The sequence below is a fragment of the Promicromonospora sp. NPDC050880 genome (assembly GCF_044456525.1).
Lineage (GTDB): Bacteria > Actinomycetota > Actinomycetes > Actinomycetales > Cellulomonadaceae > Promicromonospora.
Genome location: NZ_JBITFV010000002.1, coordinates 344,926 through 365,445, shown reverse-complemented (window position 1 = coordinate 365,445; position 20,520 = coordinate 344,926). Strand labels below are relative to the sequence as shown.

Genomic DNA, 20,520 nt, shown 5'->3' with positions numbered 1-20,520 from the left:
CGTTGTTCCAGCGGTGGCCGACCCACTCGACGGGGCGGACCGTGAGAGCTGGTCCGTCGAGGAGCGCCGCGCGCACGGACGCGAGCTCCTTGACGAGAACACTGCCGACGAGGCCACCGAGTCAGACATACCGGTCCGTGAGATCGACGCGACCGCCCCCAGCCATCTGCCCGGTGGAGACGAGGCCGGTGCAACGGCCCAGGAGGAGCCGGTCACGATCGAATGGCCGGATGCCGGGGCCGCCGTGATGGACGTGCCCACGGTGGGTGAGTCGTCATCGTCAGCACACGCGGGTGGGCTGTCGGTGGACCTGCGCGCGGTCCGCGGCAAGAGCCGAGCAGCTGTCGCGGAGGACGCCCGGCGAGTCCAGGTCACGCACGAGCCTCGGGACGTAGCCGAGCGCCTGGGCGCGGTGGGCGGCGTCGTCCGGGTGGAGGCGACGGGTGAGGGGACGTCTACGACGGCTGACGCCTCGAACGGTCGAGCGACCGCTGCGGGTGACGTGCCGGCGCGCGTGGGTCTCGACGTGTCGCACCTGGCCGACGCCGGCGCTGACCTGGCGTCTCGTCTCACACTGGTCCGGCTCCCCGTCTGTGCTTTGACCACGCCGGAGGTCAAGGCGTGTCAGGAACGGACTCCTGTGTCGGAAGTCCGTCTCGAAGGAAAGGGCGGCGACCTGACGCTGTCGGGCCAGATCGACCTGCCCGCGGCGGCCGCGCCCGACACGGAGGCCACGACCGCGAGCGGAACGGTGAGCCCGCGCGCCACAGAACGTGCGGCACAGGTCGAGTCGGAGGCGTCCGCCGCCGTGGTGCTTGCGGTCGTGGCCGAGGAGTCGGGCCCGAACGGCGACTGGGGCGCCACCTCGCTGGACTCCTCCGCGGCATGGGCGGTGGGTGGAAGCACCGGTGGGTTCACCTGGGCCGAGCCGCTCCGCACTCCCGACGTCCCGGGCGGACTGACGCCGCAGATCTCGCTTTCCTACTCGTCGCAGGCGGTGGACGGGAAGGTGGCGTCGGGCAACGTCCAGTCGTCGATGGTGGGCGACGGCTGGGAGGCGAACCTGTCCGGGTACGTCGAGCGCAAGTACGTGCCCTGTACCGAGGACCAGACCAGCGGTGCGAACAACATCTCGCACGACACCGGTGACCTCTGCTGGAAGACCAACAACGCGACCCTGGTGTTCAATGGCTCGGCCACCGAGCTGGTTCGCGCTTCCGGGGGCGTCTGGCGGCCGAAGAACGACGACAACACGCTCGTGGAGCGGGTCGAGGGCGGCTGGGGCGATTCCCACGAGGGTGAGTACTGGGTGGTGACCACGGACGACGGCACCCGGTACTACTTCGGCCGGGGCAAGGTCGCATCGGACGGGGCGGCGCTGAACTCGGTGTTCCAGGTGCCGGTCTACGGAAACCATCCTGGCGAGCCGTGCTACGCGTCGGCGTTCGCGGACTCGCAGTGCGGGCAGGCGTGGCGGTGGAATCTCGACTACGTCGAGGACGTGCGCGGGAACACCATGACGTACAAGTACACGCGCTACGGAAACAAGTACGGGTACGACAACAACTCCGGGGTGGCCTCCTACTCCGCCGGTGGCCGCCTGGTCGCGATCGAGTACGGCACCCGTACCGGCGAGACGACGCCGTCGGCGCGGGTGGCTTTCACCTACGCGGAGCGGTGCATCCCGACCAGCACCTTCGACTGCGCGGTGAGCAAGCGGACGGTGGCCAACAGCGCGTACTGGCCCGACCTGCCGCTGGACCAGTTCTGTTCCTCCACAACCACCTGCCCGGACGTGCAGGCCCCGGTGTTCTACGACCGTGAGCGTCTGACCACGATCACCACCCAGGTCCGCAAGAGCGGTGCCCTGGTGCCGGTCGAGTCGTGGGAGCTGACGCAGAGCCTGCCGAGCGTGGGCGCGACGATGCCGACGTTGTGGCTGGACCGGATCGAGCACACCGGCATGGGTGCCACGGCGGACACGGCTGACGACGTCACCCTCGTGGCTGGTACGGAGTTCGACGCCGTGCAGCTGGCCAATCGCGTGGCAACGCCCGGTGGCGACGAGACCGCGATGACCCGGCTACGGATCTCGCGCGTTCGGTCCAGCTCCGGAGGGCAGATCGCGGTGGCCTACTCCGGCAAGGAGTGCACCACGTCCAACGTCGCCGGGCTGAACCCCTGGCAGAACACCAAGCGCTGTTTCCCGGTCTTCTGGACACGTCCGGCGACCGAGGAGCAGGTCGAGGAGTACTTCCACCACTACCGCGTCCAGACGGTCACCGAGGGTGCGGGAGACGCGATCGGTGGAGCACCGAAGGTCACCACCTACCAGTACACCGGTGGTCCGGCGTGGCACCACGACGACAACGACCTGGTCCGGCCCAAGCACCGCACGTGGGGCGAACTGCGTGGCTACTCCAGGGTGGACACCTACGTCGGTGACACCGAGACGCCCGGGGCTCCACGCCTGCACACCGCGACCAGGTACTTCCGGGGCATGCACGGGGACCAGGACGCCCGCTCCGACACATCGGTCCGTAAGTCCGTCCCGGTCGACGAGATCTACGACCTAGACCAGTACGCGGGCATGGTGCGTGAGCAGATCACCTTCGACGGGTCCACACAGGTCGAGTCCACCGTGAGCACCCCGTGGACGTCGAACGCCACGGCGACGGACACGGAGGGCATCACCACCTCCGCGTATCACACAGGTGTGCAGGCGACCGAGACCACGGTCCCCACACCTGAGGCGGCACGTTCATCACGAGTCACCCGCGTTCAGATCGACCTGGACGACACCTACGGCATGCCCCAGAAGGTCGTTGACCACGGAGACGTCGCCGTGAGCGGCGACGAGACGTGCACGTGGACGACCTATGCGCGGAACCTCGGGGCCAACATGCTGACCCTGGTACGGCGGCAGGTGAAGGTGGCAGCCGATCAGTGCGACCAGGACGACACCCCGGTCGAGGCGGAAGCAATCAGCGACGTCCGGTACGCCTACGACGGTGGCGCTGTCGGCGATGCGCCGACCCGCGGCCTGCTGACGCGGTCCGAGGAACTGGACCGTTACAGTGCGGGCAGCCCGGTGTACATGCCGGTGGAGCGCACCGTCTACGAGGAACCCGGCGTCGGGTACGCGCGGCCGGTGCGGATCCTGGACGCCAAGGACCGTGCCACGGTCACCGCGTACACGGACTCGGCGGACGGGCTCAACACCCGTACCACCGTGACCACGCCGGACCCGGACGGTTCCGGACCGCTGGCGGAGCACGAGACGGTCACCGACCTGGAACCCGCCTGGGGCGTCCCGGTCAAGGTGACCGATCCTGACGGCAAGGTCACATCCGGCAGCTACGACGTCTTCGGACGGCTCAAGCAGGTGTGGAAGCCAGGACGGGTCAAGGGCACCGACACGCCCCACACCAAGTACACGTACGTGCTCCGCGCCAGCGGCCTGAACGCCGTCACGACGCAGACGCTCAACTCCGATGCCTCTGGCTACCTGACATCGGTGGACATCCTGGACGGTCTGCTGCGGTCGATCCAGACGCAGACGCCGTCCGCGGACGAGCGCAACCCAGGACGGGTGCTGCACGACACGGCCTACGACTCGCGCGGTCTGGCGGTGTTCACGGATGACGGCTGGTACAACTCGTCGGCGCCGTCCGGGAGTGCTCTGGCGATCCCGACGAAGGCGGTGCCCGCCCGTACCTACCGGGAGTACGACGGTGCGGGACGTGTCGTCGACGAGACGTTCCACGTGGGTGAGGACGGCGCACCGAACGATCACGGCTATTACGACCCGACGTGGACCACCACCACGAGCTATGCCGGTGACCGGGTTCACGTCGACCCGCCACAGGGCGGAACCCCGACCACCACGATCAACGACGCGCACGGCAACACGACACAGCTGCGCCAGTACGAGGGTGACGGCCCGTCCGGCACGTCCCACACCACCCGGTACAGCTACGACGACGCCGACCGCCTGATCGGCGTGTCCGACCCGGCGGGCAACACCTGGTCGTACGACTACGACCTGCGCGGCCGGCAGACCCTGGCGGACGACCCGGACAAGGGCCGGGTGATCACGACCTACGACGAGGTCGGCAACGTGCTGACCACGACCGACGCCCGTGGGCAGGTGCTGGGGTACACGTACGACAACCTGAACCGCAAGACCACACTTCGCAGCGGAGGGGTGGACGGCACGGTGCGGTCCCGGTGGGCCTACGACACGGTGTCGGTGGGGCAGCTGGCGTCGAGCACTCGCGTGCAGAACGGCGAGTACACGACGGCGGTCACGGGGTACTCGCCCGAGTACCAACCGCTCGGGCAGCGGGTGACACTGCCGAACGACGACTCGCTGGGTGCGCTGAAGGGCCAGTCGTACACGACCACGTACACGTACAACCCCGACGGCCGGTTGTCGGACACGTTCCTGCCTGCGGCAGGCAACCTGCCGGCGGAGCAGACGCGGCTGTTCTACGACGCCGCGAACCAGCCGTCGTGGCTGTCGGGGGCGGGCGACTTCGACCTGTACGTCGTTGGCTCCAACTGGTCGACGTATGGCCAGCTGGAGTACATGGACCTCGGTGGGCCGTTCTCGTACCAGTACGCCCTGGGCTACGAGTACGGGACCCGTCGACTGCTGGACGTTCGGCAGTCCGTCGAGAAGGCAGACGGGACAGTGCCGGCGGTACTGAACACGACCTATGCGTGGGACAAGGCAGGCAACCTCGTGTCGGCGAAGGACAACCCGCACACGGGTGGTGGCCGGGCGCCGGACAGGCAGTGCTTTACCTACGACTGGGCGGGGCGTCTTGCTCAGGCGTGGACGCCGGCTGGCGGGGACTGTACGGCGGCCCGGTCGGTCTCCGCCCTGGGCGGCGCGGACCCGTACTGGAACTCGTACACGTACGAGGTCACGGGCAACCGGGAGACGGTGACCGCTCGCACCCCTGGCGGTACGACGACGGCGCAGTATGCCCACCCGACTCAGGGTGTGGATTCGGTGCGGCCGCACGCGGTGAGCTCCGTGACGACTACTGGTCAGACGGCCGGTACTTCGGAGTTCAACTGGGACGCGTCGGGCAGCATGACCGGCCGGAGCATGCCTGACGGTCAGGGCGGTCTGGTCACGCAGTCGCTGACCTGGGACGCGGAGGGCGAGCTGGCCTCGGTGGGCCAGGACGGCAACGCCGACGGTGACGTGGCCGATGCCGGTGAGGCGATCGCTGGTGGGCAGTACGTTTACACCGCTGACGGTGAGCGGCTGGTCCGGGCCCAGGGTTCAGGGACCGGGCGGACGGTGACGGTGTACCTGCCCGGCGGTCAGGAAGTAACGGCCTCAGCCTCAGGGCAGGTCTCGGCGGTGCGGTACTACTCCTTCGCGGGTAAGACGATCGCGATGCGTACCGGGATGCTCCTGGATGAGACGTTCACGATCACCCCGGACCACCATGGGACGGGCAGCCTGCAGATCACGTACCAGAGTGGCACGGTCACGCGCCGGTACACCGACCCGTTCGGGGCTGAACGGGGGACCGCGGGCCCGACCGTACCGGGTGCTGGTGACGTGGCTGGCTGGGCTGGGGACCACGGGTTCCTGGACAAGCCTGCCGACTCCACCGGGCTGACTGCGGTCGGGGCGCGGATGTATGACCCGGGGCTCGGGGTGTTCGTCTCGGTGGACCCGGTGATGGACCTGGCTGATCCGCAACAATGGCACGGTTACGCTTACGCCCACAGCAACCCCACCACGTTCTCCGATCCGACGGGTTTGCGGGAGACCTGCGAATCTGGTTGGAGTTGCGACTATGGTAGCGGTGGGGAGATCGTCGATGCTGAACGCGTGCGTGAAGGTCGATCAGGCGCGAGCGACTCAAGTGACAATACTGACCCACCGGTTACCGCTAGCGGTGACGGTCCGTCGGTCGAGCTGGACGCTCCGGGGGTACCCGACGCAGGAGACGTTATTGAGGGAGCCAAGGGCTTCATTGACGAATACATCCCAGAAGACATAAGTAAAGAGAAGGGTTGGCGCTGGGCGTTCTGGGATGCCTGGAATGCCTCCACCCGCGACGTCGGGCGGGGTGTCTTGGCCTACAGTCTGATTGGCGTCCTTGTCACGTGGAGCGGCTACTGTGGGGATGGCTTTAGGTGTCTTGAGTCGTCTGATCGATTCTGGCTGGCGGCAGCTCAGGCAGGCAACGAGACCGGTATGGCATTGATCTACGGCGCGGCCGGTGCTGCGGGAGGTGCGGGCGCCGCCAGCCTCCTTGGAGCAGGCCTTGGAACTCTGGGCATGCCCGGGCCAGGTACTCTGATTGGCGGGGCAGGGGGCCTAGCGCTTGGTGGTGCGATCGGCGGCCTGGCGGGCTCCGGTGCTGGCGTAGCGGCGGCCCGAATTCAGAACAGGAATCTGGCAAGACAGATTCTTGGCAAGAGACTGGCGATCTAAGGAGTGATCCTTTGTGTGGGCATTCACCTGGCCATTTCGTATAATCGCGATTGCGGTTAGCGTCATTGGAATCGGCGTCGCAATATTTGTGATTGGCGCAGTGGTATGGCGTTCGGTGGGAAAGGGTCGGCGGGTTGATCTTGACGAAGAGGCAAAGAAGTTTTGGGGAGATCGCGATGAGGCTGCGGCCTTTATTCGATCATTCCTATATGTTGGTGTGTTCAGTCTGAATCTAGGGTTCATGGCGCTTCTGGTAGGCGCTTTCGGTCGCGACGTGTTTGCTAATACCCCTTGGCTTCTCCCGTACTTTCTTCTCTCGGCCGTGGTATTGATGATACTGTGGCTTCTTGAGCGCGAGTTCGCATGGCCGGGCGTGTTTATCCCCTCTGGGGTCAAAGGTACGCGAGGTCTGGTCGCAGCCCGTCGAGCACGGCGTGAGAAACTACATTCTGAGGGCGAGGGGGGCGGAATGTAGGTCTCTAGCCTCGATAATTCACATGGTGGGTAGCCTGGCCTGAGCGGTTCGTCTGTTTGGTTATCTGGCGCGTTTTCGCTCAGCACGGCGGGACCTGCAGGTCCTGACAGGGCCGGCCGGGTACCCCGAGTGAATCTCCCCGGTCGAGCTGGGAACGACCGGCGACATCATCGCCGCCCGGGCTCATGCCCTGCTATTGCTGTATGCAGTCGCTGCGGCAAGGTTTACCCACGCTGACCGACAAGGGGACGAGGGTGCCGGGATCGGCATCATCGCGCCGTTCAAGGGGATCAATCTGAACGCTGACGCGGTCAGCCTCAACGCCACGATCAACGCGCTACGCGCTCCGGCCGAGCGGGCCAACGCCCTGCTCAAGGCGACCTGGCCCGTACTGCGACGAGTCACACTGGATCCCTGGCGCATCATCGAGATCACCGCCGCCGCGCTCGTCCTGCTCCATCTTGAACGCCCCGTCACCGAATGAGGCGAGAAAACCCACTTAGAGTCGGTGTATCCGCAACGAGTTTCTCGATTGCTCCGATAAGTGGTCGTAATGCAATCAAGGGGGTGGTGTAATTTAGCATGAGGTGTGTATGTCGAAGACTGTCGAAATATTGATGACACTACTCCCTGTCACCATACTCCTATTGCTGGTTGCATACTGTGTGTACGCATTTTCTCGCGCCGGAAGGCTTGCGTCACAACTTCGCGCCCCAGCCAAGACCGGTGCCGCGATGATTAGGGTGATTGTTTCCGGGGCGTCCATTCGGGGGCTATTTGTCAAAATTGCGGGATGTCGGGATGTCGGGATGTCGGGATGATTTTGCCAGAGGGCCAATTGAAATGCGTCTGCCGTTCTCGTGACCAGTTCGACGGGTCTGTGGCCCTTGAGTACAGGGATCGGCATCTGGTAAGAGTGTCGATCGACCCTCAAAGGTGGACGCTGGTTTACCGGTGTCCGGGGACCGGCATGATTTGGATTCTTGACTATCCTGAAAGTAGTAGCCATGGAGGTGGCAATCCGCGGCTGAGGCAACTGACTCAGATGGATGGATAGCGTTGCTGGGTCGTTGGTGCATTGGTGGCAAAGGTTCCTGCAGTGGCATGTGACGGAACCATCTGGTGATCCCGACCTGGCGACGAAGGATCGCATCGTTTGTAGTGTGACGGTGTTGGAAACGTTCCCATCTGTGCTCGTGCGGCCTATCTCCGGTAGGTCTTGCGAGTAGATCTACCCGCCCCATCACAGTGAGTCGGTGGCCGTTGAACGCTCCACGGCGGGGAATGGTTTACATCGTGGGGCTCGATGCATCATGGTTGGCATCGTGATGACCAACTTCGATGCGCTTGCCGCAATCCGTCGGTTCTTCAGCGTCGTGGAATGTGCCGGACTGATTCTGCCTAGTGGCTGGTTCGGCCGGCCATACGACAATCTGATGCAGTTAACTCGGGGAGAGGCGAGCGAGGACTCGTTGCTCCTCGAGTTGGACGGCCAACTGATCTTGAAGTTCGCCGGTCGGACGCAGGTGGCCTCGACGGACCGAGGGCTGCAGATCGGTGGATTCGCGGTTTTGAGCTGGGACTGGACGGAGTTTGGATCGGCATCCTCGCATCGCGAGGAGTTCGATTCAGGGGCGGTCGAGTTGGTCGGGCCAATGGGTTGAGTGTGCTGAAACCGTGGCGGTGTAGTCGGCGACGGTGATCTCCGAAAGAGCGTCACGCCGGCGCGTCGATGGACTACTGGTCGCGGCGGCGGGCGGCAGTTCACCGGAGTCCCTTCGGCGCTCAACAGGCCGCCCGGGCGGCGCTGCAGTCCTGGATGACGAGCGTTCGCCGAGGTGGACGAAGTGTCGGAGCGGAGTAGGTGTGCCGACTCGGGGCGAGGTTCGGTCAGGAGTCCTCCACGAAGCGTTTGGGCGGGCGGTTCTCTCCGGGTGAGTTGTACCGGTTGGGCGCTTTGCGGCCGCGGTCTGGATCGTCCCATGGCGACCTCTGTCGCTAACTGACGCGATGGGTTCCTTCGTGTAGAGAAATGTCGGACACGAATTGCGTTCGCGCGTTCTATTTCTTCATTCGCTATTGATCTTGACGCATTCCTCGCTCCACTGGCAGGCTCAGCCACTCATCGATGCGGGCACCTGGCCCGCACGTGGACGGAAAGCAGAAGGCAATGGGTGATGGAATTGCGGCGGGTGTCGCCGTGAAGGTCACCGGGGTGTCGAGCATCGAGCGTGGCGCCCAGGGCATCGTCAAGACGATCCGGCCAGGATGGACCGGCAAGGAGGCCGTCGTGGTGGCCGCGGGAGTGCTCCGGACGCGCGAGTTCACCGTTCCGGTGGCCGACCTGTCGAGGGTCTGAGTCGAGGGCGGGAACTCCCGCGGGCGTCAATCAATTTCGCATGGACGCCTTTTGTGAACGTTCTCGGCCTGACTCATGGTCCCTTTTCCTGGGTGCTTCGGTGTCAGTGTAGAGAAATGCATCATTGCAGGTCAGTGAGGAATTTCCCGCGCTCCCAGTCGCCGGCTCACCTCGCGCGCCGCAACGGCAGCCCGCTCCGCCAACCCGGCCCGCCCCGCGTCGTCGTACGCCTCTGACCGGAAGGTCACCGCCAGTCCCGCCACCGGCCGCCCCGTGTGGTCCACCACTGCGGCGGCCACCGACGCGAACCCCGCCGTCACCTCGCCGTCCTCCTCGGCGTACCCCCGCGACCGGGCGAGCCGCAGCACGTCCCGCAGCTCCCGCAGCGTCCGTGGCCCCGCCCCGGTCAGGTCCGTGAACGACCCGGGCGTCGGGTACAGCGCCCGCACCTGGGCCGGGGGCAGCAGCGCGAGCACGGCCCGCCCGCTGGCGGTGAGGTGGCTGGGGAGGTGCACGTCGACGTCGGTCACCAGCGGAGGCCGCCCCGCCGCCCGCTGCTCCACCAGGTACAGCACCTCGCGGCCGTTGAGCACCGCGAGGTGGCCGTTCTCCCCGGCGCTCTCGACCAGCCGGGCGACGACGGGCGCCGCCAGCCGGGTCAGCGGCGCCTGGCGGGTGTACGCGCTGCCCAGGCCGAGCGCGGCGACGCCGAGCCCGTAGCGGCGCTCGTCGGGGAAGTGGCGCACGAAGCCCTCGTCGCCCAGCACGGACAGCAGGTGGTAGACGCTGGAGCGCGGCATGCCGATGCCGTGCGCGATGGCGCCCGCCGGCACCGGTCCGGGCTGCGCGGCGAGGAAGCTGAGCAGCCGCGCGGTGCTCCGCGCGGCGGGTACGGCGCTGCTCCCGCCCATCTCTGCCTCCTGGCGTCGGCGTGCCGGGTGGTCGGCAGTTCGTCAGGTGATCGGCAACCCGGGCTGCCGATCACCTGACGAACTACCGATCAACCCATGCGTCTCGTATCCCAGACCCTATCCGCGTTCGAACCCGCGCCAAGCAGCCCGCGGCGGGGTTCCATGGGCGCATGAGCACCCTGCACGACACGGCGCCGACGCCGGACAGCGGCACTCCGGCCACGACCGCCTCGACACCCGAGGCCGGCGCGCCCCGTACCGGCGCGCTCGGCATCCCGACGCCCGGCTCCGGACCGGCCGACCCGGATCTGCCCCGCCACGTCGTCCTCGACGGCACCCCGCTCACCGTCGAGCAGGTGGTCGCCGTCGCCCGTCACGGCGCGTCCGTTGAAATCCACGACAACGCAATCACCCGGATGGCCCAGGCGCGCGCCGTCATCGACGACCTCGCCGACGACACCGTGCCCCACTACGGCGTCTCCACCGGCTTCGGGGCGCTCGCCCGGCGGCACATCCCCGCCGAGCAGCGCGCCCAGCTCCAGCTCAGCCTCGTCCGGTCGCACGCCGCCGGGTCCGGGCCCGAGGTCGAGACCGAGGTGGTGCGCGCGCTCCAGCTCCTGCGCCTCGCCACCCTGGTCACGGGCCACACCGGCGCCCGGCCCGTCACGGCGCAGACCTACGCGGCGATGCTCAACGCCGGGATCACGCCCGTCGTGCACGAGTACGGGTCGCTCGGTTGCTCCGGCGACCTCGCGCCGCTCGCGCACGTCGCGCTCGCCGCCATGGGGGAGGGGCGGGTACGCATCGAAGGTCAGGAGGCCGACGCCGCCCGCGCGCTCACCGACGCCGGCATCGAACCCCTCGCCCTCGCCGAGAAGGAGGGCCTCGCCCTCATCAACGGCACCGACGGCATGCTCGGCATGCTCTGCCTCGCGATCCACGACCTGCGCCGCCTGCTCACCACCGCCGACGTCGCCGCGTCTCTGTCCGTCGAGGCACTGCTCGGCTCGGACGCCCCGTTCGCGCAGGACCTGATCGCGCTGCGGCCGCACCCCGGCCAGGCGGCGTCGGCGTCGAACATGCGGCGCGTCCTTGAGGGCTCGCCGCTCATGGCGAGCCACCGCGAGCTGGACGACGCCGGGAACCCCGCCTGCACCCGCGTCCAGGACGCCTACTCGCTGCGGTGTGCCCCGCAGGTGCACGGCGCGGCCCGCGACACCCTGGAGCACGCCGCGACGGTGGCGGGCCGAGAGCTGGCGTCTGCCATCGACAACCCGGTGGTCACCGCCGACGGCCGTGTGGAGTCGAACGGCAACTTCCACGGTGCGCCCGTCGCCTACGTGCTGGACTTCCTCGCGGTCGCCGCCGCCGACGTGGCGAGCATGAGCGAGCGGCGCACCGACCGGTTCCTCGACGTGGCCCGCTCCGAGGGGCTGTCCGCGTTCCTGGCGCACGACCCCGGCGTCGACTCCGGGCACATGATCGCCCAGTACACGGCCGCCGGGATCGTCTCCGAGATGAAGCGTCTGGCCGCGCCCGCGAGCGTGGACTCCATCCCGAGCTCCGCCATGCAGGAGGACCACGTGTCCATGGGCTGGGCCGGCGCCCGCAAGCTGCGCCGGTCCGTCGACGGGCTCACGCGGGTGCTCGCGATCGAGGTGCTCACGGCGGCACGCGCGCTCGACCTGCGCGAGCACGCCTCCGCGGCGGGCACGGGCGCGGTGCACGACGCCGTTCGCGCCGTCGTGCCCGGTCCCGGACCGGACCGGTACCTCGCACCCGAGATCGAGCAGGTGGTGGGGCTCGTCGCCGGTGGGCAGGTCGCCGGGGCGGCGGCAGACGCCGTCGGACCGCTGGACTGAGGCCCGACCGGACTGCCGGACCGAACCAGATCGAGCGAATGCCCGAGGCGGCTGCCGGACCGCCGGGGCAACCAGCCGGAACCCGACCCGGACAGCCCGCCGCAGCCCGACCGAGCAGAGCACGACCCGAGCAGAGCCGCACGAGCCGAACCGAAGGAGACCGCAGTGAACCAGCCGTACGACCGGGGGACCCCCGTCGCCGTCCGCGCCCCGCGCGGCACCACCCTGACCGCACGCAGCTGGCAGACCGAGGCCCCGCTGCGCATGCTGATGAACAACCTCGACCCGGAGGTGGCCGAGCGCCCCGACGACCTGGTGGTCTACGGCGGCACCGGCCGGGCGGCCCGCGACTGGCCGAGCTACCACGCGATCGTCCGCTCGCTGACGGACCTGCGCGACGACGAGACCCTCCTGGTCCAGTCCGGGCGGCCCGTGGGCGTGCTGCGCACGCACGAGTGGGCGCCGCGCGTGCTCATCGCCAACTCGAACCTGGTCGGGGACTGGGCCACGTGGCCCGAGCACCGGCGCCTGGAGCAGCTCGGCCTGACCATGTACGGGCAGATGACGGCGGGGTCCTGGATCTACATCGGCACGCAGGGCATCCTGCAGGGCACCTACGAGACGTTCGCCGCGGTGGCCGCCAAGCGGTTCGGTGGCACCCTGGCCGGCACGCTCACCCTGACCGGGGGCTGCGGCGGCATGGGCGGGGCGCAGCCGCTGGCCGTCACGCTCAACGGCGGCGTGTGCCTGGTGGTCGACGTCGACCCGGCCCGCCTGCACCGGCGCGTCGAGACGCGGTACCTCGACGTGATCGCCTCCTCCCTGGACGAGGGTGTGGAGCTGGCGCTGGCGGCGAAGAAGGAGCGCCGGGCGCTCTCGGTGGGCGTGGTCGGCAACTGTGCCGACGTCATGCCGGAGCTGCTGCGCCGGGGCGTCGAGGTGGACGTCGTGACGGACCAGACCTCGGCGCACGACCCGCTGTCGTACCTGCCCTCAGGGGTGGCGCTGGAGGACTGGGCCTCGCTCGCGGAGAAGGATCCGGAGGGGTTCACCGAGCGGGCGCGGGAGTCCATGGCCCGGCACGTCGAGGCCATGGTCGGCTTCCAGGACGCCGGCGCCGAGGTGTTCGACTACGGCAACTCGATCCGCGACGAGGCGCGCCAGGGCGGGTACGGGCGGGCGTTCGACTTCCCCGGGTTCGTGCCCGCCTACATCCGGCCGCTGTTCGCCGAGGGCAAGGGGCCGTTCCGCTGGGCGGCGCTGTCGGGCGACCCGCGGGACATCGCGGTGACCGACCAGGCCGTGCTCGACCTGTTCCCCGAGAACGACCACCTCGGCCGCTGGATCCGGGCCGCCCAGGAGCGCGTTGCCTTCCAGGGGCTGCCCGCCCGGATCTGCTGGCTCGGGCACGGGGAGCGCGACGTCGCGGGGCTGCGGTTCAACGAGCTCGTCGCGTCCGGGGAGATCTCCGCGCCCGTCGCGATCGGGCGCGACCACCTCGACTCCGGGTCGGTGGCCTCGCCGTACCGGGAGACGGAGGCCATGGCCGACGGCTCCGACGCCATCGCCGACTGGCCGCTGCTGAACGCCCTGGTCAACACGGCCTCCGGTGCGACGTGGGTGTCGATCCACCACGGGGGCGGCGTCGGCATGGGGCGGTCGATCCACGCCGGGCAGGTGTCCGTGGCGGACGGGACGGCGCTCGCCGCGCAGAAGCTCGCGCGCGTGCTCGCCAACGATCCGGCCACGGGCGTGCTGCGGCACGTGGACGCCGGGTACGACGACGCCGTCGCGGCCGCCGAGCGCGGCGGGCTGCGGGTGCCGATGCGGGAGGGGGCGTGACGGTGGCGGTCAGCCGGCTCCTGGACGCGATCGCCGACGTCGGCCGGGCACCGTCCGGCGGGTACGAGCGGTTCGCCTGGACCGCGCACGACCTGACCCTCCGCGAGTGGTTCGCCGGTGAGGCGGCCGCCCGCGGGCTGGACGTGGCGCTCGACCGGGCCGGGAACCAGTGGGCCTGGTGGGGCGACCCCGACGCCGACGGTCCCGGCGTCGTGACCGGCAGCCACCTCGACTCCGTACCCGGCGGCGGCGCGTTCGACGGGCCGCTGGGCGTGGCGAGCGCGTTCGCGGCGTTCGACGCGCTGCGGGACGCCGGGGTGGTGCCGCGGCGTCCGCTGGGGATCGTGAACTTCTCCGACGAGGAGGGTGCCCGGTTCGGGCTCGCGTGCCTCGGGTCGCGGGCGCTGACCGGGACGGTCCCGGCCGACCGGCTGCTGGCGCTGCGGGACGGCGGCGGGGACAGTCTCGCGGACGTCCTCGCCAGGGTCGGGCGCGCCTCCGGCGGCGTCCGGCTGGAGCACTACGGCCGGGACCCCGAGGCCCTGGCACGGATCGGCGTCTTCGTCGAGCTGCACGTCGAGCAGGGGCGCTACCTCGCCGACCTGCCGGCGGACGAGGCGGCGCCCGTCGCCGTCGGCGCCGCGATCTGGCCGCACGGACGCTGGCGCGTCGACCTCGCGGGCGAGGCCAACCACGCCGGCACCACGCCGCTGGCCCACCGCCACGACCCGATGCTCGACCTGGCGCGGCTCATCACCGACGTCCGCGCCGCCGCCGAGCACGCCGGGGCGCTCGCCACGCTGGCCAAGGTCGAGGTCGAGCCGAACGGCGTCAACGCGATCCCGTCCCGGGTCCGGGCGTGGATCGACGCCCGCGCCGAGACGGAGGAGGCGGTCCGCCGCGTGATCGGCACGCCCCAGGTGAGCGCGGATCTGGTTGCGGTACCAGAGCCGGATTCCGCACCTGGGCCTGCGTTCACCGGGCGCGTCGTGCGAGATGGTGGTGGCCTCGGCGCCTGGGGGGTCGTCGAGGAGTCGTGGACACCCGCGACCGTGTTCGACCCGGCGCTCGCGGCACGGCTCGCCGACGTCGTGGGGCGGCCGGGCTCCACGCTGCCCGCTCCCGTGATCGGCACGGGCGCCGGGCACGACGCCGGAATCCTCGCCGCGTCCGGCGTGCCCGCGGCGATGCTGTTCGTCCGCAACCCGACCGGTGTCTCGCACTCCCCGGCCGAGCACGCCCCGGAGGCCGACTGCGACGCCGGCGTCCGCGCGCTGACGGCCGTACTGGCGGACCTGCTGACCGCGCCCGAAGCCGTCGAGGCCGTGAGCAGGCCGAGGGGCACCGAACCTCGACGAGGAGCACCCGACGGTGACCGTCCGGGGACCACGGGAACCGGGCGATGAGCGGCTTCTGGTGCGAACGTGCCTGGGTCCCGGACGGCGCGGCGGCGGGCCGGGCGTCCGGCGCCGTCGCCGAGTCCGTGCGGCTGGACGTCGAGGGCGGGCGGTTCGTCGCCGTCGAGACCGGCGCCGCGCCGTCGGCCACTGATGTCCGGCTGCCCGGGCTGGTGCTGCCCGGGTTCGCCGACGCGCACTCCCACGCGTTCCACCGCGCGCTGCGCGGCCGCACGCACGGTGCCGTGGACCGGCCCGGCGGCGGCTCCTTCTGGACCTGGCGCGAGGACATGTACGCCCTGGCCGCCGCGCTCACGCCGCCGCTGTACGAGCGGCTGGCGCGCGCCCTGTACGCGGAGCTCGCCCTGGGCGGCACCACGGCCGTGGGCGAGTTCCACTACGTGCACCACCGCCCCGACGGGACCCCGTACCCGCCCGCGGACGGCGGACCGAACGCCATGGCCGAGGCCCTGCGCCGGGCCGCGCACGGCGCCGGCGTGCACCTCACGCTGCTCGACACCTGCTACCTGCACGGCGGCCTCGACGCCGGCGGGCACCAGCCGCCGGCCCCCGAGCAGGCCCGGTTCGGCGACGGCACCGTCGACGCGTGGTCCCGCCGCGTGGACGCCCTGCGCGCCGCCTGGGCCGCCGACGACCGCGTGCTCGTGGGCGCCGCCGCCCACTCGGTGCGCGCCGTGACGCCCGACGAGCTGCGGGAGGTCGCCCGCTGGGCCCGTGAGGCCGGCGCCCCGCTGCACGTGCACCTCTCCGAGCAGCCCGCGGAGAACGAGGCGGCGCTCGCGGCCTTCGCCCGCACCCCGGCCCGCCTGCTGCACGACGCCGGAGCCCTCGGCCCCGGCACCACGGCCGTGCACGCGGTCCACCTGACCGACGACGACGTGACGCTGCTCGGCTCCTCCGGCACGGGCGTGTGCCTCTGCCCGACGACGGAGCGCGACCTCGCCGACGGCCTCGCCCCCGGCCTTCGGCTGCTGCGAGCGGGCAGCCCGCTGTCGGTCGGCACGGACCAGCACGTGGGCGCCGACGTGCTGGGGGAGGTGCGCGGCATCGAGGAGCACGAGCGGCTCGCCTCCGGGCGGCGCGGCCGGTTCGGCCTGGCGGCGCTGATCGAGGCGGCGACGTCGGCCGGGCACGCCGCGCTCGGCCGGCCGGACGCCGGGCGGATCGCCGTGGGTGCCCCCGCCGACCTGGTCTCCGTGCGCCTGGACACCGTCCGCACGGCCGGGGCCGATCCCGCCCAGGTCGTGCTCGTCGCGGGCGCGGCAGACGTGTCCGACGTCGTGGCGGGCGGCGAGCCCGTGGTGCGGGACGGCGAGCACCGGGCCGGTGACGTCGCCCGGATGCTGGCCGACGCGATCGGGGAGGTCTGGGCGGCGGCCGACGGGCTGCGTGCGGCCACGACGAGGGAGGACGGCGCATGAGCGTGCTGCTGACGAACATCGGCGAGCTGGTCACGAACGACCCCGCGCACGGGGGTCGGTCGGGCACGGGCCCGGCAGGCACCGGCCGCTCCGGTCCGGATCGGGCCGACGCGGCGGGCGGGCTCGGCATCGTGCGGGACGCCGCCGTCGTCGTCGCGGACGGCCGGATCGCCTGGACGGGACCGGCGTCGTCGGCCCCCGCGGCGGACGACGCCGTCGACCTGGCGGGCCGGGCCGTGCTGCCGGGGTTCGTCGACTCGCACTCGCACACCGTGTTCGCGGGCGACCGCGCCGCGGAGTTCGCCGCCCGGATGACCGGCGAGCCGTACACGGGCGGGGGCATCGCGACCACGGTCGCCGCCACGCGCGCCGCCGGCGAGGGGACGCTCCGGGCGCGGGGCCGCGCCCTGGTGCGGGAGATGCTGACCCAGGGCACCACCACGGTCGAGATCAAGAGCGGCTACGGCCAGGACGTCGCGACCGAGGCCCGGATGCTGCGGATCGCGCGCGAGCTCACGCCCGAGACGACCTACCTCGGCGCCCACACCGTCCCGGCCGAGTACTCCGGGGACCGGGCCGGCTACCTCGACCTCGTGACCGGCCCCATGCTCGCCGCGTGCGCGCCGCACGCCCGCTGGGTCGACGTCTTCTGCGAGCCCGCAGCGCCCACCGCCTTCGACGAGGACGAGTCCCGCGCCGTGCTGCACGCCGGCCTGCGCGCGGGCCTGCTCGCCCGGGTGCACGGCAACCAGCTCTCGGCCGGCCCGGGCGCACGGCTCGCGGTCGAGGTCGGTGCGGCCAGCGTGGACCACTGCACCCACCTGACCGACGCCGACGTCGACGCACTGGCCGGTTCCTGGACCGCCGACCTCGCCGAGGACGGGATGCCGCCGGCCGCCGGGCCTGGCCGCGACGCCGGGCCCGGGAGCCTTGCCGGGGCCGCCGGGGCCGCCGGGGCCGCCGGGGCCGCCGGGGGCGCCGGGGGCGCCGGGGGCGGCACGGTCGCCACCCTGCTGCCCGCCGTCGAGTTCTCCACGCGCTCGCCCTACCCGGACGCCCGCCGTCTGCTCGCCGCGGGGGTCCCGGTCGCGCTGGCCACGGACTGCAACCCCGGCTCCGGGTACTCCTCGTCCGTGCCGTTCGTGGTGGCGCTCGCCGTGCGCGAGATGCGGATGAGCCCCGCCGAGGCCCTCTGGTCCGCGACGGCCGGTGGGGCGCTCGCGCTCCGGCGCGACGACGTCGGCCACCTGCGGGTCGGCGCCCGTGCCGACCTCGTGGTCCTGGACGCTCCGAGTCACCTGTACCTGTCGTACCGCCCCGGCGTGCCGCTGGTGACCGAGGTCTGGAAGGACGGCGTGCGGGTCTGACCTCCCGTGCCGGGCACCCGCCCCGTGCCGGGCACCCGCCCCGTGCCGGGCACCCGCCCCGGGCCGGACGGTGGGCCCGGGCCGTGGGGAAAGTTCCGGGCGGTGGGCAAGGTCCGGGCCGTCGGGGAAAGGTCCGGGCGGCGGGCAAGGTCCGGGCCGTCGGGGAAAGGTCCGGGCCGCGGGAGAGGACCGAGCCGGGGGAGAGGACCGGGGTGGGGAGCCACCCCGCGCGGAGACAACCTTGCCCGCGGGGGTGTGTCACCCTGCGTAGACGTTGTCTACAGCCAGTGACACACCCCCGCGGGCAAGGTCTTCTCCCGAGCATGTCCGTCGAGCCGCACCTGCTGAGCCAGCCACACCTGCTGAGCCAGCCGCACCTGCTGAGCCAGCCGCACCTGCTGAGCCAGCCGCACCTGCTGAGCCAGCCGCACCTGCTGAGCCGATCGGTCCGGTCGAACCGATCGGTCCGGTCGAGCCCGACGCGGCCGCGCACCGCCCGCTACTGCTCCGTGACGCCCAGGTCCGGGGCGGCCACGAACCGGGCGCGCGCGTCGGCCGCGCCGTGGAGCTCCAGGAGGACCAGCTCGTTGCCCGTCGCGCGCAGGAGCGGTCCCGGCACGTACAGCGTGTGGGTGGGGCCGAGGCTCCAGTAGCGGCCGAGCAACCAGCCGTTCACCCAGGCCAGGCCCTTGGTCCAGCCGTCGAGCCGCAGGAAGTGGTCGGCTCCGGCCGCCGAGTCGAAGGTGCCCCGGAACAGGCCGGCACCGACCGGCCGCGCCGCGCCGTCCGGCCCCGGGGTGGGCAGCGCGCGGCTCGGCGCGTCGAGCGCCGGGCGCAGCAGCTCGGGCGCGTCCTCGATCCGCAGCGCACCGGCCTCCCAGGAGTCCAGCGTGCGTGTCGCGGTGCGCACCGGCCCGATCACGCCCTTGGGCTCACCGATCCGCGGCCCGTAGTTCACGCGGCCCTGGTCCTCCACCAGCAGGGTGAGGTCCCCCGCCCGGGCGGGCAGCGCCACGGCGAACGTGTGGGAGCCCCGGTCCAGCACGCCCACCTGCTCGTCGTCGACCAGGACGACGGCGCGGTCGCGCACCTCGTCCGCGGTCAGCACGAGGTCGTCGGCCTGGATCCGGGTGCGGTAGACGGTGAAGCCCGACCACGACCGCAGGTCGTCCGTGGTGGGCGTCGACGTGAAGGAGTGCAGGTCCTCGCGCAGCAGGCTCGGCAGGGCGTGGGCCAGCGGCACCCGTGCGGTCAGGTCGACGTCGAGCACCGGCGCGGCACCGCGGGCGGCGTCGCCCGCCGGCTCTCCGGCGTCCGGCACGGCCCGGTGCCGCGCGATCACCTCGCGCATCGCCCAGAACTTGGCGGTCGGCGTGCCGTCCTCGGCCAGGGGCGCGTCGTAGTCGTACGACGTCGCGATGGGCCGGTAGATGCCCTTGTCGTTCGCGCCGCTGGTGAGCCCGAAGTTGGTGCCGCCGTGGAACATGTACAGGTTGACGGAGCCCCCTGCCGCGAGCAGGTCGTCCAGGTCGGCGGCGTTGGCCTCCGCGGGCGCCACGTGGTGCTCCAGGCCCCACGAGTCGAACCAGCCGTTCCAGAACTCCATGCACATCAGCGGGCCCGTGGGCTGGGCCCGCCGCAGCACCTCCAGCCGCTCCGTGCTGCGCGAGCCGAACGTCGCGGTCTTGTGCAGCTCCGGGAGGCCACCGCGGGCCAGCATCTCGTCGTTCGCCTGGTCGCAGGTGAACAGCGGCACGTCGATGCCCTGCCCCCGCACCATGTCCACGAGTGCCCGCAGGTACTTCTGCCGCTCGGGCACCGGGTCGTCGCCGTACGCGCCGTACTCGTTCTCGACCTGGACCATGAGCACCGGGCCGCCGCGGGTCACCTGACGCTCGGCCACCAGCGGCAGCAGGCTCGCGTAGTACTTGCCGATCGCGTCGAGGAACCGGGGCTCGTGCCGCCGCACGCCCACGGCACGGTCGGCCAGCAGCCACGCCGGCAGGCCGCCGCCGTCCCACTCCGCGCAGATGTACGGGCCGGGACGCACGATGGCGTGCAGGCCCTCGGCCGCCACGAGGTCCAGGAACCGGCCCAGGTCGCGGCGTCCGTCCAGGTCGAACACGCCGGGCTCGGGCGCGTGGAAGTTCCACGGCACGTACGTCTCGATGGTGTTCAGGCCCATGAGCCGCGCCTTGTGGATGCGGTCGGCCCACTGGTCGGGGTGCACGCGGAAGTAGTGCAGCGCGCCGCTGACGACCTGGGTCGGCGCGCCGTCCAGCAGGAAGTCCTCGGGGCCGATCTCGAACGTGGGCATGTGTGGTTCCTCGGGGTTCTTCGTGACACGGACGGCGGCGGGGGAGGCCCCCGCCGCCGTCATCGATGGTGGTGCGGCC

General features: G+C 71.0%; 12 protein-coding genes. 10 read left to right on the top strand and 2 right to left on the bottom strand.

What is annotated here, in order from left to right; translation table 11 throughout:
* Window positions 1–13: 13 nt before the first annotated feature.
* From ACIBBF_RS05510 to ACIBBF_RS05490, 5 genes are all read left to right on the top strand, one after another.
* Window positions 14–6,469 carry an RHS repeat domain-containing protein gene (locus ACIBBF_RS05510; RefSeq protein ID WP_397411320.1) on the top strand — a complete coding sequence of 2,152 codons (6,456 nt, stop codon included), beginning with the start codon at window positions 14–16 and terminating at the stop codon, window positions 6,467–6,469.
* 671 nt (window positions 6,470–7,140) lie between these two features.
* Window positions 7,141–7,428: a hypothetical protein gene (locus ACIBBF_RS05505; protein ID WP_397411318.1), complete on the top strand. Its 288-nt coding sequence runs from the start codon at window positions 7,141–7,143 to the stop codon at window positions 7,426–7,428.
* Window positions 7,429–7,737: 309 nt separating this feature from the next.
* Window positions 7,738–8,001, top strand: coding sequence for an Imm27 family immunity protein (locus tag ACIBBF_RS05500; RefSeq protein WP_397411316.1), 264 nt, complete (start codon window positions 7,738–7,740; stop codon window positions 7,999–8,001).
* 268 nt (window positions 8,002–8,269) lie between these two features.
* Window positions 8,270–8,608, top strand: a complete 339-nt coding sequence (locus ACIBBF_RS05495; RefSeq protein ID WP_397411314.1) for a hypothetical protein — start codon at window positions 8,270–8,272, stop codon at window positions 8,606–8,608.
* A gap of 506 nt (window positions 8,609–9,114) precedes the next feature.
* Entirely contained in the window at window positions 9,115–9,303 is a 189-nt protein-coding gene (locus tag ACIBBF_RS05490) for a hypothetical protein (RefSeq protein WP_397411312.1), read from the top strand.
* 131 nt (window positions 9,304–9,434) lie between these two features.
* Here the strand turns inward: ACIBBF_RS05490 and ACIBBF_RS05485 are convergent, their stop codons facing one another.
* Window positions 9,435–10,214, bottom strand: coding sequence for an IclR family transcriptional regulator (locus ACIBBF_RS05485; protein WP_397411310.1), 780 nt, complete (start codon window positions 10,212–10,214; stop codon window positions 9,435–9,437).
* A gap of 170 nt (window positions 10,215–10,384) precedes the next feature.
* Here ACIBBF_RS05485 and hutH point away from each other — a divergent pair, with 170 nt between their 5' ends.
* The 5 genes from hutH (at window position 10,385) to ACIBBF_RS05460 (ending at window position 18,124) form a co-directional block, all read left to right on the top strand.
* A complete protein-coding gene (gene hutH / locus ACIBBF_RS05480) occupies window positions 10,385–12,076 on the top strand; it encodes a histidine ammonia-lyase (protein ID WP_397411308.1) in 1,692 nt (563 codons plus the stop codon).
* Window positions 12,077–12,241: 165 nt separating this feature from the next.
* Window positions 12,242–13,918: a urocanate hydratase gene (gene hutU / locus ACIBBF_RS05475; protein WP_397411306.1), complete on the top strand. Its 1,677-nt coding sequence runs from the start codon at window positions 12,242–12,244 to the stop codon at window positions 13,916–13,918.
* Window positions 13,915–15,324, top strand: coding sequence for an allantoate amidohydrolase (locus ACIBBF_RS05470; protein WP_397411304.1), 1,410 nt, complete (start codon window positions 13,915–13,917; stop codon window positions 15,322–15,324). The genes hutU and ACIBBF_RS05470 overlap by 4 nt, the downstream gene beginning before the upstream one ends.
* Window positions 15,321–16,757 carry a formimidoylglutamate deiminase gene (locus ACIBBF_RS05465; protein ID WP_397411302.1) on the top strand — a complete coding sequence of 479 codons (1,437 nt, stop codon included), beginning with the start codon at window positions 15,321–15,323 and terminating at the stop codon, window positions 16,755–16,757. The genes ACIBBF_RS05470 and ACIBBF_RS05465 overlap by 4 nt, the downstream gene beginning before the upstream one ends.
* Window positions 16,754–18,124: an amidohydrolase family protein gene (locus tag ACIBBF_RS05460; RefSeq protein ID WP_397411300.1), complete on the top strand. Its 1,371-nt coding sequence runs from the start codon at window positions 16,754–16,756 to the stop codon at window positions 18,122–18,124. Before ACIBBF_RS05465 ends, ACIBBF_RS05460 begins: the two co-directional genes overlap by 4 nt.
* A 499-nt stretch (window positions 18,125–18,623) precedes the next feature.
* Here ACIBBF_RS05460 and ACIBBF_RS05455 read toward each other — a convergent pair whose 3' ends face one another.
* The gene (locus tag ACIBBF_RS05455) at window positions 18,624–20,441 is read right to left on the bottom strand and encodes a glycoside hydrolase family 35 protein (protein ID WP_397411298.1); all 1,818 of its coding nucleotides are present in this window, start codon (window positions 20,439–20,441) and stop codon (window positions 18,624–18,626) included.
* Window positions 20,442–20,520 lie beyond the last annotated feature (79 nt).

Excerpts from the sequence above, each read along its gene's own strand:
- ACIBBF_RS05500 (WP_397411316.1), top strand. The coding sequence starts at position 7,738 with ATGTCGGGATGTCGGGATGTCGGGATGATTTTGCCAGAGGGCCAATTG.
- ACIBBF_RS05490 (WP_397411312.1), top strand. The coding sequence starts at position 9,115 with ATGGGTGATGGAATTGCGGCGGGTGTCGCCGTGAAGGTCACCGGGGTG.
- ACIBBF_RS05485 (WP_397411310.1), bottom strand. The coding sequence starts at position 10,214 with ATGGGCGGGAGCAGCGCCGTACCCGCCGCGCGGAGCACCGCGCGGCTG.
- hutH (WP_397411308.1), top strand. The coding sequence starts at position 10,385 with ATGAGCACCCTGCACGACACGGCGCCGACGCCGGACAGCGGCACTCCG.
- ACIBBF_RS05465 (WP_397411302.1), top strand. The coding sequence starts at position 15,321 with ATGAGCGGCTTCTGGTGCGAACGTGCCTGGGTCCCGGACGGCGCGGCG.
- ACIBBF_RS05460 (WP_397411300.1), top strand. The coding sequence starts at position 16,754 with ATGAGCGTGCTGCTGACGAACATCGGCGAGCTGGTCACGAACGACCCC.
- ACIBBF_RS05455 (WP_397411298.1), bottom strand. The coding sequence starts at position 20,441 with ATGCCCACGTTCGAGATCGGCCCCGAGGACTTCCTGCTGGACGGCGCG.